Source organism: Shewanella aegiceratis, assembly GCF_019457495.1.
In the GTDB taxonomy this organism is placed as follows: domain Bacteria; phylum Pseudomonadota; class Gammaproteobacteria; order Enterobacterales; family Shewanellaceae; genus Shewanella; species Shewanella loihica.
Window position 1 is genome coordinate 4,411,075 of the sequence record NZ_CP080416.1, and the last position, 16,604, is coordinate 4,427,678.

A 16,604-nucleotide genomic window follows, 5' to 3' on the forward strand; every position below is an offset into this window, starting at 1 on the left:
CGATAATGAGCCTGCAACAAGGCCATTTCAGCACACCAACAAAAGCGATACAACTACCTATTTTAAAAGCTATTTTAGCCTATCTGATTGACTGTAATACAGAGATTCTCAACAATCCATTGTCCCGTGATGATGGAGAAAATTATGCTAAAGCCTCTACTTGGCGCCGTCTTGCTCGTCGGCGCCAGCCCCCTGTTGGCGGCAGACCAAACCCAGGGGCCAAGCCCCAAGACGGCCATCACCCTGGATTATATTCCGGCCGAGTCGGCGCTCTATGGTATCACCCTGGCACCCAGCCATTATGACAGGAATTATGCTAACTGGGGCTACTATCTGGGCTATGCCCAAAGTCAGAAACGGGACATAGAAGTCGAGGCACCTAGCGAAGCCTATGCCCAGGACAAGCTGTGGCGATTCGGGCTCAGCTATGGACTCACAGACCACCTCAGTCTCTATGGCGGCGTCAGCGCCTACACTCAGGAATACTCCTACACCAACAATATCTCGCCGCGCATCGTCGACGGTAAGCCCACTTGGGAAACGGAGCGAGACACCCGCTGGGGCGGCGAGCTCGGGGTCCGCTATCGGCTAGGCCGTCATCTGGTGCTTGGTCTGGGTTATGACTCGGCCAGCCAGTCGGCGCTCTTCAGTTTTGGCTACAGCAACTAAAATCCGCTAATCGCGATCCAGGCATATAGGAATTTAGCGCGAGTTTGACTATGCTAGAGGCCACAGACAAACCGCTAAAACTGGTTAAATTCAATGTATAAAGCACTACAAAGCTGCGCCATCATGGCCCTCTTCCTCCTGATGGCTCCCGCCTTTGCAGCCGATAAGGCTGACGATGCCGTCGCGCTGATCACCCTGGAAAATGGCGCCACCGTCAGACTCAACGCCGACTTCACCTGGGAATATGTGTTCCTGACGCCTCTGACCACCTCTGCCACAACAGAAGGCCAGGCGATAGAAAGCCAAGGGACAGAGATAGTCCAGACACAGGCTAATACACAATCTAATACACAAGCCCTGACACAAGCCGAGCAGATCAGCCAGCCCGTCGCCAAGGTGCAGCCTGTGGTGATCGCCAGCGGCCCAGTCGTGGGCGGCGCCATGACGGCATCGGCCATGGATCATGCCAACCTGCTGCGTTCCACCGCCAAGGGTGGCGCCAAGGTGAGCTACCTAAAGAGCCAGTGGGACAGCAAGGGGCGCCTGGGACTCAACTTCGAGCTGAGCAGCAACAGCGAAGAGAACTATGTGATCATCGAGATGGAGATCGGCCTGTATGCCGACTCGGGCGAGCTGATCAAGACAGAGACGGTCAACGTCTGGCAGGCTATTTTCCGCGTGCCCGAGACCTATCTGCGTAAGGGACAGACCCGCGACAGCGAGACCTTCTGGATAGAAGGCGTCGACAAGGCCAGGTGGAGCAAGGAGCTGATGACGCTGAAGATTATCGACATGAGCTCGCGCTAACCCTGACGGCTTAGCAAAGCAAATCGTTAGTCGAAAAGAAAAACAGGCCTTAATGGCCTGTTTTATTATGCGGACGTAGCGGCCATGGTCTCTGGCATCTTGACCGCCACCATATGGCCGCGGGCACACAGCTTACCGTCTGCCGACAGGGCAATCTCCACCACCACCTTGCGGGGCTTCACCTCTTTGATCTCACCGACAAGCTCCAGCTCCACGCCCATGGGGGTCGGCGCCAGGTAGTCTATGTTGAGGGCGGCGGTGACAAATCTTGGCGGCTCATCCAGCTGCTCCCCCGCCTGTTCGAGCGCTCGCTGGGCGGCGGCGCTGGCACTGCCGGTGCCGTGACAATCGATCAATGAAGCGATAAGGCCGCCATAGACGAAGCCTGGGATCGCCGTATGAAAGGGCTTGGGCATAAAGTGGGCTATGGTCTGCTCGCCGCGCCAATAACTCTTGAGTTGATGCCCCTGCTCGTTGTTGCGTCCACAGCCATAGCAGTGGCTCAGGTCATCCGGGTAGGCATCCTGAAAGGCGATTCCCTGCATAGTAAACTCCTCGACAAATTGGCCTTCTACGCTAACGGGATAGCGTCCCCATGGCAACACAGACTTATGGACTAATACCTATCCTAGTTGGCCCTATACGCCAGCCAATAAAAAAGGGCCCTAAGGCCCTTTTCGCTCACAGCATTTCCACTAGAGGCTAGGTAGCACGCCCGCCGGTAGATACTGGTTGTAACTGGCGCTCAATAGCAGGTCGGTAGCCGCCTCGATATCCGGACCGAAGAATCTGTCCTTATCATAGTAGGCCACCACCTCACGTAGCTCGGCCTTAGCCTTAGCCACGGCCGTCGCAGGCTGCAGCGGTGCGCGGAAATCCAGGCCCTGAGCCGCCGCCAGCAGTTCAACTGCCAGCACGCCACGGGTGTTTTCCGACATGTCGCGCAGACGGCGCGCCGCGAAGGTCGCCATAGAGACGTGATCTTCCTGGTTAGCCGAGGTTGGCAGGCTGTCGACCGAAGCTGGATGGGCGTAGGTCTTGTTCTCAGAGGCCAGGGCCGCCGCCGTCACCTGAGCGATCATGAAACCTGAGTTCACCCCGCCGTTTTCCACTAGAAATGGTGGTAGCTTAGAGAGGTTAGAATCGATCAGCAGGGCGATACGACGCTCGGCGATGGAGCCCAGCTCGGCCAAAGCAATCGCCAGGTTATCCGCCGCCATGGCCACAGGCTCGGCGTGGAAGTTACCGCCGGAGATGATGTCGCCGGTATCCTGGAACACCAGTGGGTTATCGGTTACGCCGTTGGCTTCGGTGGCCAGCACCTCTGCGGCGTGACGGATCTGAGTCAGACAGGCACCCAGCACCTGTGGCTGACAACGTAGCGAGTAGGGATCCTGCACCTTCTCACAGTTGATGTGATCTAGGCTGATCTCAGACTCTTCACCCAGCAGGTGACGGAACACGGTGGCCGAGTCGATCTGACCCTTCTGACCACGGGCCGCATGGATGCGTGGGTCGAACGGGCTACGGCTGCCCATGGCGGCCTCGACGCTCATGGCGCCGATCACCGAGCTGGCCGCAAACAGATCTTCGGCGTTAAACAGACCTTCCAACGCCAGGGCGGTAGAAGCCTGAGTGCCGTTAAGCAGCGCCAGACCTTCCTTCGCCGCCAGTTCGATTGGCTTAAGGCCAGCGATCTCCAAACCTTCGGCGGCCGAGATGATCTGCCCCTTGTAGCTCATCTCACCCTCGCCCAGCAGCGGCAGACACATGTGTGACAGCGGCGCCAGGTCGCCCGAGGCACCTACTGAGCCCTTCTCGGGCACACATGGGTAAACTTCGGCATTCACCAGGGCGATCAGGAAGTTGATCACCTCGAGACGAATGCCAGAGAAGCCACGACTCAGGGAGTTGATCTTCAGCACCATCATCAGACGCACTGTGGCATCTTGCATATATTGGCCGGTACCGGCGGCGTGTGACAACACGATAGAGCGCTGCAGCAGCTGCAGATCTTGCTCACCAATCTTAGTGTTGGCCAGCAGACCGAAGCCTGTGTTGATGCCGTAGACGGTGCGACCTTCATCAAGCACCTTCTGTACCAGACCGGCACTGGTGTTGATGTCGGCAACCGCGCTGTCACACAGCTCCAGGCTCACCTTGCCACGGCTGATGGCTCTTAGCTGTGCCAAGCTCAGGGTGCCTGGCTTTAATACTAGATGACTCATTATTACAACCTCTTGTTCTTATTGTTTTTATAGGTCGAGCATGGGCAGATCCAGGCCCTGCTCCTTGGCGCACTGCTTGGCGATCTCATAGCCGGCATCCGCATGACGCATCACGCCGGTGGCCGGGTCGTTCCACAGCACACGGCCCAGACGCGCCTCGGCCTCATCGGTACCATCGGCAACGATCACCACACCCGAGTGTTGGCTGAAGCCCATGCCGACGCCGCCGCCATGGTGTAGAGACACCCAGGTCGCGCCGCTTGCCGTGTTGAGCAGGGCGTTCATCAGCGGCCAATCCGATACCGCATCGCTGCCGTCCAGCATAGATTCTGTCTCACGGTTGGGGCTGGCCACAGAGCCAGAATCCAGGTGGTCACGACCGATCACGATTGGCGCCGACAGCTCGCCGTTTTTCACCATCTCGTTGAAGGCCTTAGCCAGACGCGCCCTGTCTTTCAGGCCGACCCAGCAGATACGTGCCGGCAGACCCTGGAAGGCGATGCGCTCACGCGCCATGTCCAGCCAGTTGTGCAGATGTGGGTTGTCTGGGATCAGCTCCTTCACCTTGGCATCTGTCTTGTAGATATCTTCCGGATCGCCAGAGAGCGCCGCCCAGCGGAAGGGACCTATGCCTTCGCAGAAGAGTGGACGCACATAGGCAGGCACGAAGCCTGGGAAGTCGAAGGCATTTTCCACGCCCTCTTCGAACGCCATCTGGCGAATGTTGTTACCATAGTCTGTGGTGGCCGCACCAGCTGCCTGCAGGGCCAGCATGGCTTTTACCTGTACCGCCATCGACTGCTTGGCCACCTTGACCACGGCCGCCTCATCCTTTTTGCGCATCTCGGCGGCGTGTTCCAGGGTCCAGCCCTGTGGCAGGTAGCCGTTTAGTGGATCGTGAGCCGAGGTCTGGTCGGTCACTACATCCGGAGTGATGCCACGCTCTACCAGCTCGGCGAAGATGTCCGCGGCGTTGGCGAGCAGGCCGACAGACACTGGCTTGCCGCTCTTGTTGGCTTCGTCGATCATCGCCAGCGCCTCATCCAGGCTAGTGGCCTTCTTGTCCACATAACGGGTACGCAGACGGAAGTCGATGCGTGTCTCGTCCACCTCACAGGCCAGTACAGAGTAGCCCGCCATAGTGCCGGCCAGTGGCTGAGCGCCACCCATGCCACCCAGGCCGCCGGTGAGGATCCACTTGCCGCTGGCATCGCCGCCAAAGTGTTGCTTGGCCATGGCCACGAAGGTCTCGTAGGTGCCCTGGACTATGCCCTGAGAGCCGATGTAGATCCAAGAACCTGCAGTCATCTGGCCATACATGGCCAGGCCCTTCTTATCCAGCTCGTTGAAGTGTTCCCAGTTGGCCCAGTGTGGCACCAGGTTAGAGTTGGCGATGATGACGCGCGGCGCGTTGCTGTGGGTCTTGAACACGCCCACAGGCTTACCCGACTGTACCAGCAGGGTCTCGTCTTCTTCCAGGCGCTGCAGCACCTCAACTATCTTGTCATAGCATTGCCAGTCACGGGCCGCACGGCCGATACCGCCGTAGACCACCAGGTCTTCCGGACGCTCGGCCACATCTGGGTGCAGGTTGTTCATCAGCATGCGCATCGGCGCCTCGGTGAGCCAGCTCTTACAGCTCAACGTAGTGCCATGTGGCGCGATAATGCGACGGCTAGGGTCGTGTCTCTTATCCATTCTTGCTTACCTCAATTTGCTGTCTCGATGACATTATTTTTATCTTTATTCAGTAACTTATTACCTGTTGCAGCCTAGATACTGCTTAGGGAAACAGGCCGTTCCCAAATGGGTTTATCGCCTTAACGGTTAAAGGTCAGGTGTCCGCCGAGGCGGAAACGGCTGCCCGGATGCAGCAGGCGCGCGAAACTCACCACTCCCTGACGGGACCAGGTGCGACGCAGGATCTGCAGGCAAGGCTCGCTTTGGGTTATCTGTAATCGCTCACGTTGAATATCGTCGGCCACCACGGCCTCTATGGTGTGGCGGGCCTCGGTGAGCGGCGCCACGAAGGAGAGATATTCGTGGGGCGTCTGCAGGCTAAAATCCTGGGCCAGATAGTCGGGCACCAGCTGGGGGTTAACGAAGCGCTCCTCCAGCTGCAGCGGCGTCCCCTGCTCGCAGTGCACCAGTACCGAGTAGAACACTTCGCTGCCCTCTTCCAGCCCAAGGGCGATGGCGATCGGCGCCGTGGCCTGGGTCTGGGTCAGTGCCAGCTGCTTCACGCTGTAGCCATGGCCCCTGTCCTTAATCTCATCGGCGATGTTGCGGATCGCCATCATGGAGGATTGCGACTTAAGCCCGGCGACAAAGGTGCCCAGCCCCTGGGAGCGCTCGAGCACGCCGGACTCGGTCAGCTCGGTCAGGGCGCGCCGTGCCGTCATGCGGCTACAGTCAAACAGCTCGGCCAGCTGATTCTCCGACGGCACGCGGCTATGCTGCTGCCACTCGCCGGACTCCACCTTGGTCAAGATAAACTGTTTGATCTCTGCAAACTTGGGCGTCGCCATCTCTGCTCCTTGTGGGCGGCCCGGGTGATGATTACTTCCCAGGCATCGCCGCAAACTCGATTACACTTTTCAAATGCTGAAAATTACCGCTATAATCCTAGCTTGTATATACAAGTAAATACAAGCTAGCTCACATAAATTTATTGCCGCCATCGTTAGGGCGCGCCAGTCGAGGGAAACATCATGTCTTGGGATCAGGTTTGGATTGACGTCAATATCGCCACTATGGACCCTGAAATTTCAGCGCCTTACGGTGCGATCACCGATGCCGCCATCGCCGTCAAGGAGGGCAAGATCGCCTGGATGGGTCCCCGCAGCGAGCTACCCGAGTTCGATGTCTTGTCAACGCCGGTTTACAGAGGTAAGGGCGGCTGGCTTACCCCAGGCCTTATCGACGCCCACACCCACCTGGTATTCGCCGGCAACCGCGCCAACGAGTTTGAGCTACGCCTCCAAGGTGCCAGCTATGAAGAGATCGCCCGCGCCGGCGGCGGCATCATCAGCACGGTCAAGGCCTGCCGCGAGGCCAGCGAGGCCGAGCTGTTCGAACTGGGATGCCAACGCCTCAACGCCCTCGCCAAAGAAGGGGTGACCACGGTCGAGATAAAATCCGGCTACGGCCTGGACACAGAGACTGAGCTCAAGCTCCTTAGGGTCGCCCGCGAACTGGGCAAGCATCACCATGTGGACGTGAAGACCACCTTCCTCGGCGCCCATGCCATTCCGCCCGAGTACAAGGACAAGAGCGACGCCTATGTAGACCTGGTGATCGACGAGATGCTGCCTGCTGTGATTAACGAAGATTTGGCCGATGCCGTAGATGTCTTCTGTGAAAATATCGCCTTCAGCCTGGAGCAGACAGAGCGGGTGCTGAGCGCGGCCAAAGCGGCCGGACTGGATATCAAGCTGCACGCCGAGCAACTGTCAAACCTGGGCGGGTCGGCCATGGCGGCTGGACTCGGCGCTAAGTCGGTGGACCATATCGAATACCTGGACGAGGCTGGCGTGAAAGCCCTGAGCGAGAGCGGCACCTGTGCCACCCTGCTCCCCGGCGCCTTCTACTTCCTGCGGGAAACCCAGATGCCGCCAATCGACCTGCTGCGCCAATACAATGTGCCCATGGTGCTGGCCAGCGACTATAACCCTGGCTCGTCGCCGCTCTGCTCCAGCCTGCTGATGCTCAACATGGGCTGCACCCTGTTCCGTCTCACCCCAGAGGAAGCCCTAGCGGGCATGACACGCAACGCCGCCAAGGCGCTGGGAGTAGAGGCCTCAGTTGGCGTACTCAAACCTGGCATGCAGGCAGACTTCTGCCTGTGGGATATCACTACCCCCGCCGCGCTGGCCTACAGCTATGGGGTTGATGTGTGTAAGGAAGTGGTGAAAAACGGGAACTTGGTTCATCAATAAAGATGATGAAGTAATCTTCTTGTTTTGTGCCCCTAAGGGTTTTGGTATCTGGCAAGTGAATGAGATAACCATGGCTTAATAGGTTATCTATCACCTGCGGTGGGTGCAGCATAGGGACATGCCAATGTCGTGATCACATGGATGTGAAAAAACGACCTCATGTGCAAGCACTCTTTTGGCACGGTGAGTGAAGCGCAGCTTCTAGCTCACGAACGAGAGGCATGGATGCCGAACTGGCTTTTAAACAGGGACGTTGTTCAAGCCCATCCCTCCATGAACTGTAATGGCATAAATGCCAAATGACTTCCTAGTCAGCAAATATATAGCTGTAAATTCTTCGCTTCAGCTTTTGATATTTAATAAGTAATTGAAAGCCATGACGCCATGGCAACCTATCACCTGCGGTGGGCTCATGTGCAAGCACACTTTTGGCACGCAGCAAGCCCGTCCCTGGGGGCTCTGCGGTAGCATCCTTGCCACCGAAGGCCAAAAGCGTGCTTACACCCGGTCATCTGTATCTTCGATTTGGCCTCAACTATTTCATCTATGAAATGCGATCAAATTTGGATATTTCCTTGTTCTTCTATCACTTATGAGTTTTCCTTCTGTTGACCTAACAGATACAAAATCAGGTTAATCGAAGAGACGTTGGATAAGGTGTGTAGGTATGTCTGAGGGTATCGAAAACAGGGATGTTTTCGTTAAGCGGCCAGGGATGGATTTACAGCGTCCCGAAGACGTACCTGCACATAAGCCCGCGGCAGGCGATTAACAGCAATTATGGTAAGATATACAATCACCTATATAAATGACAACTCAGCGCAAAGTTAATAATTTGCTCTTTACCTCACAGGCTCAGTTCCAAACCGTTATTAAAGAGAGCCCGCGCTAATCCCCCACCATTCTGGGTCTCAGGAACACCGCCCCTGACAACACTGCCCAAGTTGTATTGGCGGACACTTCACCGTGCCGTAGGAGCAGAAGACGCAGCAGTCGCCGGGGAGGGGTTTGAGAATCTCGTGGCAGCCCTGGCATTCGTAGAAGAATTGGCAGGCGTCCTGGGGCATGGTCTCCACACACTTGTGACCGCAGTGGGGACAGGTGATCTCGGATTCGAATTGGATTGGGTTCGCCATAAAAACCTCACACAAGGATCATCACCTCAAGTTACGCCCATCGAGCGCAAATAAACAGCGCCGGGCTCACATTGCAGTAAGCAAGAATCTCGACTATTACCTAGCCAAAAACCGCGCGAAACACCAATACAGGCGCAAGATAGTTTCTCAAGCCGTGTAAAGCATTGTGACTCCGCACTGAACCAAGTGTAACCCCCGATGTACTTGGCTTTACACATATTTCGCTAGCGGCACAGCCTCTGGCCATAGAGATAACCACTATACCTAAAAGATCTCCCCTCGCTTGATCAAGCCTGATCGATTAGGAGTCGCTATGAACAGCCACACATTCTCCCGCGCCTATCCCTTGTTAATTGCCTGCCTGCTCGCCGCCGGGCTCACCTTCAGCCCAAGCAGTCAGGCCGACTTGCTATCCGACATCTGGGATAAGCTCAAGACCACGGCAACGGACGCCGCCGACGCCGCAGAGGATGCAGGCAAGACAGTAACCAACACGGTAGATATTCAGGGCAAGGTGCTGATCCTGCAGCAGGCACAACAGAGCTTTAACGGCTACACCCAGCAGATGTTCGACATGATCGAGAATGCCGGCAGTGAGGGCCGCATGGTGATCCAGCAGGAATTTGAGGGGCTGGCCGCCTTCGGTGGGGCCAGCTGCGCCGGGGGTAGCGAGTGCTACCGCTTTAAAAACGATCTTATCGCCTTCGTGAGCGATCTGGAATCCACGGGTAACCTGCTGTTTAACATGCAAGACAGCAGCCTACTCGGCAACATCTATCACTTCGACCCCATGATCGGTCTGATCGATGCCATGCCGGGCTACTCCCTCTATCCCCTCTATCGCGCCTTCACGGTCGACGGCGGCGCCTTTCAGTCGGGATTCTTCGATGTGTTCCACGAGATGACGACTCATCTGGAAACCCTGAAGCAGGGACTCGGCCCCAACAGCAACGCCAGCTTCGGCATCAACAACCTAGTGGGCGACAGCTGCCAGTTTATCAACCAAAGCCCTACCGAGTTTGAACAGGCTGCCTTCTTCGTCACCGCCGGGGCGGGTTCCATCAAACTCTTTGGTCAGCTGCTCAAGGCGCTGGGCACCACCAAGATAGAGCCTGTCGCTCAGGTGCATGGCTATGTGGGTGGCACCATAAAGAACAACCCGCTGAAGAAGTTCGGTGAGCTGCTAAACGGCATCTCTTCGGCGGCGCTGACGGCCGCCAATTATGGTCATAACAAGCTGAGGTACTGCCAGACCCAGGCGATTCAGCAGGCGATCATCGCCAACCAGCAGGAGGTGCTCAGCAATCAGGTACGGCTGCTCGAACGTCTGGAGCGTATGGAAAACAGCCTGCCGGCGGGTTGGGCCAGGAAGGGCGGCGAATAACGCTCGGCCAGAGGGCACTGACAAACAGAGACTAGGCCGCCTCGTTGCTGGCTAGCTCCTGGTTGTGATCTTGAATGAAGTCTTCCATAAACCAGGCGCAGAAGGTGTGGCGGCCATCCACCTCGGCCTTACCATAGATGGTGGAGGCCTGCTGACGCACCGTCTTCTCCTTGGTCTGGCGCACCTCGGCGATCTCCTTGAAGCTGAGCCCCTTGAGGATAAGAAACGCCACCTGCTGCTCGCTCTTGGTGAAGCCCCAGGTATCGAACTGGCTGGCCACCGCCTGGCTATACTCCTGGCGAGCGGTGCGCATCTGAGTCGATAGGTTATCAATCTGCTTGTCGGCCTGGGCGAGCCTGTGGGCCAGAGCCTTGACCTGCCGGGAGCGGCGCATTAGGTCACGGCTCAGATAGAGGGTGGCGATCACGGTCAGCAGCACCAAGACACTCTCCTGGGCGATATGCCAGGCGGGGATCTCCAGCTGCACGTCGGCGACAATATCCACCAGCTTAAACAACATGATAAGCACCAAGAGGGCGATGATAACCAGATCCTTTTTCATGGATATTCCTACTCCTATCACGGCCTGCCCACACTCAATTACGCGCCAGACAGCCAAAATCCACAGGCAAACCTACAGCCGAAAACCGATAATACAAAAAGGCGAAGCAACATAAAATCAATAAGTTAACTTATGGTACATATGTACCATAGGCCGCTTTATGATACATCTCCCTCAAGACAGGGGCGGCACAATCACTAGACTGACGGCACACTTTAATACCACAGAAATCGCTTATGTCCGTCGTTAAGTCTTGTATCAAGATATGTCTGTTGACCGCATTAAGTAGCAGTAGTTTCTTTGGCTATGCGGCCTCGACACATCAACTCCACCACCTGCTGAAGATCAGTAAGTCACGGCTTCCCAATGCCAGCGCCCAGGCGCCCGTCGTCGAGGATGAGCGCGCCCAGCAGCTGAGCAGCTCAAGCTGGTTGATGGGACTGCCCAGTATCAGCCTGAGCCATCTGGGTAGCCTGGACAATGATAACAGCTACGAGCAGGAGGTGTCGCTCAATTTGCCATTAAAGTCACCCGGCGCCTACGACAGCGACAGCCAGATCAAGCAGTTGTCCCAGGCCATCGGCAGCCAGCAGCAGGCGCTGCAGAATCTCTACCTCTCTGGGCTTATTCGCCAAAGCATCTGGGACTATCGTCTCGCCAGCGTCAAGCTGGCCCAGCTGGAGCGCAAACGTAAGCTGCTGGAGAAGCTGCATCAACAGCAGAAGCGCCTCACCGACGTGGGCGAGCTGCCTGTGGCCAACCTGCTGCTACTCGAGCGCGAACAGGTGGATATCGACCTGCAGCAGATCCAGCTTAAACAGCAACAGGCCGAGGCGGTCTCGCTGTTTTACCGCCTCACCGGCCAGCAGCAGCCACCTGAATCTATCGATGATGAGCCAAGCGCCGAGCTGCGGCAGGTGCCTGAGTTCGACAACCAGCTGGCCCAGCACCCCCTGTGGCAGCTGCAGCGGCTACAACAGCAACAGGCGCGTCTGCTGATCGAACGTCAGCAGGCGGGCACACAAGATCCCTGGACCCTCTCACTCACCGCCAAGCGCACCGCCGACGACCAGCTGGACGACAATCAGCTGGGGCTGGGGATCACAGTCCCCCTCGGGGTCAGCTCCGCCCTATCCCAGAGCGAGCTCGCCAGCTGGCAACAGACCAATCAAGAGCAGTTACTGCAAAGCGATCGCACCTATCTACAACTCAAGACCCAGGCGGAGAAGCTGGCCAAGCAACAAGAGACGCTCAGCCAGCAGCAAGCACTTTTGAAACAGGGGCTCTCCCTGAGCCGCACCATCACCGAAGAGCTGGCCAAGGTGAAAGACCAGAACCAGGTGAGCTATGAGATCTGGCTGCGCCGCTACATGGATGCGCTGGATACCGAATCGCGTCTGGCGCTGAACCGGGTCAGCCAACAACAACTCCATTCTCAGCAACTACAAGCCTTAGGAATCTCATTATGACGGCCAAGTATGGCGCCAGCCTCCTCTGTTTATCCGCCTGCCTTTCCACCAGTCTTATGCATCCCGCTCAGGCCGAGCCATTAAGCTTAGAGACCCTAGGCAAGCTTGCCTTAAGCTATGTGCAGCCACAGAAGGTGGCCAGTTATGAGGGCAGCGCCCTGCCCGCCCAGGTCGCCCGCCTGCCCGGCAACGATTACTGGGTCAGCACGCCGGAAAATATCCAGCAGGTCACCTTCCTGGTGGGCCAAGGCCAGCCCGTCACCCAGGGACAGGCCATCGCCAGGCTGACCGGCCCAGAGGTGTTCCACTTTTTGGCACAGGTCGAGGCCGCCAGCAGCCTGTATCAACTGGCGAAGCAGCGTTACGATCGCAACCGCCCGCTGCTGAAGAATGGCAGCATCAGCGCCGATAAGTGGCGCGAGATCAGCCAGGACTATTTTGCCAGCCACCTCGAATATGAGCATATGCAGCATTTCATGGCCATGGTGCTCGCCAAGGATGAGGCCAGCGAGTCGCTCACCATAGGCGCGCCCGTGGCCGGTATCGTCAAACTCAATCAGCTCGACACCCCCTACCATGCCGGCACTCAGCTGTTCTCTCTGGTGCCCAGCGATGCCATTCGCGTCCGGGTCAATGTGCCCATGAGCCAGTCGGCCTCGCTGTCGGCGATCAACATCAATGCCTGTCATCTCACCATAGATGCCCAGTCGGCCATCGCCGACGGCGCCTTTATCAACGCCTGGTCTGAGCCGGTTCCTCAAGGCTGTAACTTGTTGCTGGGACAGCAGATAACTGTGATACCCGAATATCAAAAGGCCGTCTACCTGCTGCCCAAGCACAGCGTCTTCAGCTGGGAGCAGGAGAGTCAGGTATTTACCCAACAGGCGAGCCAGCTCGAGGCGGTCACCATAGAGATTTTGGGGTCTACGCCGGAGCAGTACATAGTCGCCAGCGACCAGGATCTGAGCCAGATGCAGGTGTTGTCGCAATCTGTGGCGGCGGTGAAAGGGATCATGCTCGGCCTAGGGGGCGAATAAGATGCTGACCTCGGTAATACGCTTCTCCCTCACCCAGCGCCTGTTTGTGCTGATCGTCGCCGCCATTTTGATGGCCGCCGGCGGCAAGGCCTGGCTGGCGATCCCCTTAGATGCCTTTCCCGACATCTCGCCCACCCAGGTGAAGATCATCCTCAAGGCGCCGGGCATGACGCCCGAAGAGATAGAGGCGCAGATCACTGTGCCCATAGAGACAGAGCTGCTGGGGATCCCCAATCAGGCGATTCTGCGCTCGACCACCAAGTACGCCATCAGCGACATCACCCTGGATTTCGCCGAAGGCACAGATATCTACTGGGCGAGGCAGCAGGCGAGCGAACGCCTGGCCGCCGTGTGGGACAGCTTCCCCGAAGGGGTCTCCGGCGGTGTCGCCCCCATGAGCACTCCCTTGAGCGAGATCTTCATGTTCTCCCTGGAAAACCCCAACCTGTCGCTGATGGAGCGCAGGCAGCTACTGGAGTGGGAGGTGCGTCCCTTGCTGCGCACTGTGCCCGGGGTGGCCGACGTTAACATTCTCGGCGGCTATGCCAAGAGCTTCAGCATCAATCCCAATCCGGCAGCCATGGCGGCGGCCGGCATAGGCTTTGCGGATCTGCAGCAGGCGATCAAGGACAACAACCACAACGAGGGCGCAGGTAAGCTCACCATAGGCACTGACACCATTATCGTGCGCGCCGAGGGCCGCATCGACGACATCGACGAGCTGGGACAACTCGTGGTGAAGGCCGACGATGCCAAGGTCTATCGCCTTAAAGATCTGGCAGAGATCCAGATAGGCCACCTGGCGCGCTACGGCGCCGTCACCAAGGATGGCGAGGAGACCGCCGAGGCGTTGATCATCGCCCTGAAAGACACTAACACGGCGCAAGTTGTCGACGGCATTAAGCAGAAGCTAGCGCAGATTCAGACCAGCCTGCCAGAGGGCAGCGTGATCAACACCTTCTACGATCGCGCCAACCTGATCAACACCGCCATAGACACCATCTCGAGCGCCCTGTTCGAGGCGGTGCTACTGGTGATCGTGCTGCTGGCACTGTTTCTGGGGAATGTGCGCGCCGCCCTGGTGGTGTCCCTGTCGCTGCCGCTGGCGGCCCTGATGACTTTCCTGCTGATGGATCTGTTCGACCTGTCGGCCAACCTGATGAGCCTTGGCGGCCTGGTGATCGCCATCGGCATGTTGGTGGACTCCTCTGTGGTGGTGGTCGAAAACATGGTGAATCAGATCGCCTCCAAGCAGCGACTGCCGCGCCTGCACCTTATCTTCCGCGCCACCAAGGATGTGGCCATCCCTGTGGTCTCGGGCACCATCATCGTCATCATAGTCTTCTCGCCCCTGCTGAGCCTCACCGGCCTGGAGGGCAAGCTGTTTACCCCGGTGGCGGTCACCATAGTGTTCGCCATGCTCTCCTCCCTGGTGCTGGCGCTCACCGTCATCCCTGTGATCGCCTCCTATCTGGTGAACGAGAAGGCGGCCCAGGAGCCCAAGGCGATAGAGAAGCTCAAGGCCGCCTACCTTGGCAGCCTGAAGCGCACCTTCGAGGCGAAGAAAGGCTTTATGCTGATCGCCTTCAGCCTGCTGATCGTCAGCCTGGGGCTGTTTAGCCTATTGGGCAAGACCTTCATGCCCACCCTGGATGAGGGCGATATCATTCTGCAGCTGGAGAAGTCACCCTCTATCTCGCTGGAGGCCTCCATCGCCATCGACAAACAGATACAGCAGACCCTGCTGACCAAGGTGCCTGAGATCAAACAGATGGTCGCCCGCACCGGCGCCGACGAGATAGGCCTGGATCCCATGGGGCTGAACGAGACGGACGTATTTCTCGAGCTGGCCCCGCGCAGCGAGTGGCGCTTCGACACCAAGGCCGAACTGATCGAGGCGATTCGCGGCGAGCTGCTGCAATACGCCGGGGTCAACTTTAACTTCACCCAGCCGATCCAGATGCGGGTCTCTGAGATGCTGACCGGCAGCATAGGTGATGTGGCCATCAAGGTGTTCGGCACAGATATCGACACCCTGGGCACACTGACCGGCGAGATCCAGCAACTGGTGAGCGCCACAACTGGCAGCGTAGATGTGAAGATGTCGCTGATCGAGGGCAGCCCCTTCATCAACCTTACCCTGGATAACGAGCTGGCTAGAGGCTTCGGCATGAGCACCATGGAGTTTGCCCGCTACCTCAAGAGCCAACTCGAAGGGGTGGCGGTGACCGAGGTGCTGCAGGGCAAGAAGCGCACCCCAGTGCTGATCGCCAGCGGCGAGGGCAAGCTTGGCAGCATCAACGAGCTCAAGCAACAGCTGCTGGTGATGCCGGATCACTCCCTCAGGCGCCTGACCGATGTGGCCAAGCTCAGCTATAAGGAAGGCCCGATACTGATCGAGCGGGAACAGGGGGATCGCTTCTCGGTGATCACCACCAACGTCGAGGGACGGGATATCGTCGGCTTCGTCGAGGAGCTTAACACCAAGATAGGCGAGCAGATCAAGCTGCCAGCCGGCTACAGCGTCAGCTTTGGCGGCGAGTTTGAAAACCAGCAGCGCGCCACCAACAACCTGCTGCTGGTGATCCCCATCGCCATGGCGCTGATCACTCTGATCCTCTTCACCACCTTCGGCTCCCTCTCCAAGGCGGGGCTGATCCTGGCCAACGTACCCTTCGCCATGATGGGCGGCATCGTCAGCCTCTACCTGTCGGGGGAATACCTGTCGGTTCCCGCGTCGGTGGGCTTCATCGCCCTATTGGGGGTGGCCGTGCTCAATGGCGTGGTGATGGTCAGCTACTATGAGCAGACCCGCCACCTGTTTAGCGACCTGCTAACCCGGGTGGAACAGGGCGCCATGCGCCGCCTACGCCCCATCCTGATGACGGCCACCACCGCCATGTTCGGCCTGATGCCTCTGGTGTTCGCCACCGGCCCTGGTGCCGAGATCCAGAAACCCCTGGCCATAGTGGTGATAGGCGGTCTTTTGACCTCCACCATCACCACCCTCTACCTGTTGCCTATCCTCTACTACTGGCTGGAGAAACGCCGATGAGCAGTGAACAACTACTGGTGCTGATCGCCCAGAACGATATTAAAGACGACATAGTCGATACCCTGATCGAGCTGGATTTTCTCTCCGGCTTCAGCCTGGGCAATATCTGCGGCTTCAGCCGTGAGCACAGCCACTTCAACATCAAGGAGCAGGTGGAGGGCTATCGGGAGTTCTGTAAGTTCGAGATCATGCACCCCAGCAGCCAGCAGCAGGCCCTGCTCGCCGACCTCGCCCGGGTGTGTCAGCATAATCCCTGTCGCTACTGGATCATGCCGATCCAGCAGACAGGTACCCTCTGCTAGCTTTGGATAACGCCTTA

The 16,604-nt window shown here is 57.8% G+C and carries 14 protein-coding genes; 8 read left to right on the top strand and 6 right to left on the bottom strand.

The features are described 5' to 3' along the window. The first annotated feature begins 144 nt into the window (after positions 1-144). Positions 145-669 (top strand): outer membrane beta-barrel protein, encoded by a 525-nt coding sequence (locus K0H80_RS19220; protein WP_220072645.1) that lies wholly within the window; start codon positions 145-147, stop codon positions 667-669. Between the two features lie 93 nt (positions 670-762). Next, the gene (locus tag K0H80_RS19225) at positions 763-1,476 is read left to right on the top strand and encodes a DUF3157 family protein (protein ID WP_220072646.1); all 714 of its coding nucleotides are present in this window, start codon (positions 763-765) and stop codon (positions 1,474-1,476) included. A 65-nt stretch (positions 1,477-1,541) separates the two neighbouring features. Here the strand turns inward: K0H80_RS19225 and K0H80_RS19230 are convergent, their stop codons facing one another. From K0H80_RS19230 to hutC, 4 genes are all read right to left on the bottom strand, one after another. Then, a complete protein-coding gene (locus K0H80_RS19230) occupies positions 1,542-2,021 on the bottom strand; it encodes a PaaI family thioesterase (protein WP_011867549.1) in 480 nt (159 codons plus the stop codon). 150 nt (positions 2,022-2,171) lie between these two features. After that, a complete protein-coding gene (gene hutH, locus K0H80_RS19235) occupies positions 2,172-3,704 on the bottom strand; it encodes a histidine ammonia-lyase (protein ID WP_220043731.1) in 1,533 nt (510 codons plus the stop codon). 27 nt (positions 3,705-3,731) lie between these two features. Then, entirely contained in the window at positions 3,732-5,402 is a 1,671-nt protein-coding gene (gene hutU, locus K0H80_RS19240) for a urocanate hydratase (RefSeq protein WP_220072647.1), read from the bottom strand. 122 nt (positions 5,403-5,524) lie between these two features. Continuing rightward, positions 5,525-6,232, bottom strand: coding sequence for a histidine utilization transcriptional repressor HutC (gene hutC / locus K0H80_RS19245; protein ID WP_220072648.1), 708 nt, complete (start codon positions 6,230-6,232; stop codon positions 5,525-5,527). A gap of 183 nt (positions 6,233-6,415) precedes the next feature. On the opposite strand from hutC, the gene hutI reads away from it, so the two are divergent. Further along, entirely contained in the window at positions 6,416-7,642 is a 1,227-nt protein-coding gene (gene hutI / locus K0H80_RS19250; RefSeq protein WP_220072649.1) for an imidazolonepropionase, read from the top strand. A 911-nt stretch (positions 7,643-8,553) separates the two neighbouring features. Here the strand turns inward: hutI and K0H80_RS19255 are convergent. Further along, positions 8,554-8,778, bottom strand: a complete 225-nt coding sequence (locus K0H80_RS19255) for a GDCCVxC domain-containing (seleno)protein (RefSeq protein ID WP_220072650.1) — start codon at positions 8,776-8,778, stop codon at positions 8,554-8,556. 313 nt (positions 8,779-9,091) lie between these two features. Here K0H80_RS19255 and K0H80_RS19260 point away from each other — a divergent pair, with 313 nt between their 5' ends. Further along, entirely contained in the window at positions 9,092-10,162 is a 1,071-nt protein-coding gene (locus K0H80_RS19260; RefSeq protein ID WP_220072651.1) for a hypothetical protein, read from the top strand. A gap of 31 nt (positions 10,163-10,193) precedes the next feature. Here K0H80_RS19260 and K0H80_RS19265 read toward each other — a convergent pair whose 3' ends face one another. Beyond that, complete coding sequence (locus tag K0H80_RS19265; RefSeq protein ID WP_220072652.1) at positions 10,194-10,724, bottom strand: helix-turn-helix transcriptional regulator; 531 nt, start codon at positions 10,722-10,724, stop codon at positions 10,194-10,196. A 236-nt stretch (positions 10,725-10,960) separates the two neighbouring features. Here K0H80_RS19265 and K0H80_RS19270 point away from each other — a divergent pair, with 236 nt between their 5' ends. From K0H80_RS19270 to K0H80_RS19285, 4 genes are read left to right on the top strand one after another with little or no spacing between them, the layout of a single operon-like run. Continuing rightward, a complete protein-coding gene (locus K0H80_RS19270) occupies positions 10,961-12,193 on the top strand; it encodes a TolC family protein (protein WP_220072653.1) in 1,233 nt (410 codons plus the stop codon). Then, the gene (locus tag K0H80_RS19275; protein WP_220072654.1) at positions 12,190-13,230 is read left to right on the top strand and encodes an efflux RND transporter periplasmic adaptor subunit; all 1,041 of its coding nucleotides are present in this window, start codon (positions 12,190-12,192) and stop codon (positions 13,228-13,230) included. Before K0H80_RS19270 ends, K0H80_RS19275 begins: the two co-directional genes overlap by 4 nt. A gap of 1 nt (position 13,231) precedes the next feature. Continuing rightward, positions 13,232-16,285, top strand: coding sequence for an efflux RND transporter permease subunit (locus K0H80_RS19280; protein WP_220072655.1), 3,054 nt, complete (start codon positions 13,232-13,234; stop codon positions 16,283-16,285). Beyond that, on the top strand, positions 16,282-16,587 hold the full coding sequence (locus K0H80_RS19285; protein ID WP_220072656.1) for a DUF3240 family protein: 306 nt from the start codon (positions 16,282-16,284) through the stop codon (positions 16,585-16,587). The genes K0H80_RS19280 and K0H80_RS19285 overlap by 4 nt, the downstream gene beginning before the upstream one ends. Positions 16,588-16,604: the final 17 nt, after the last annotated feature.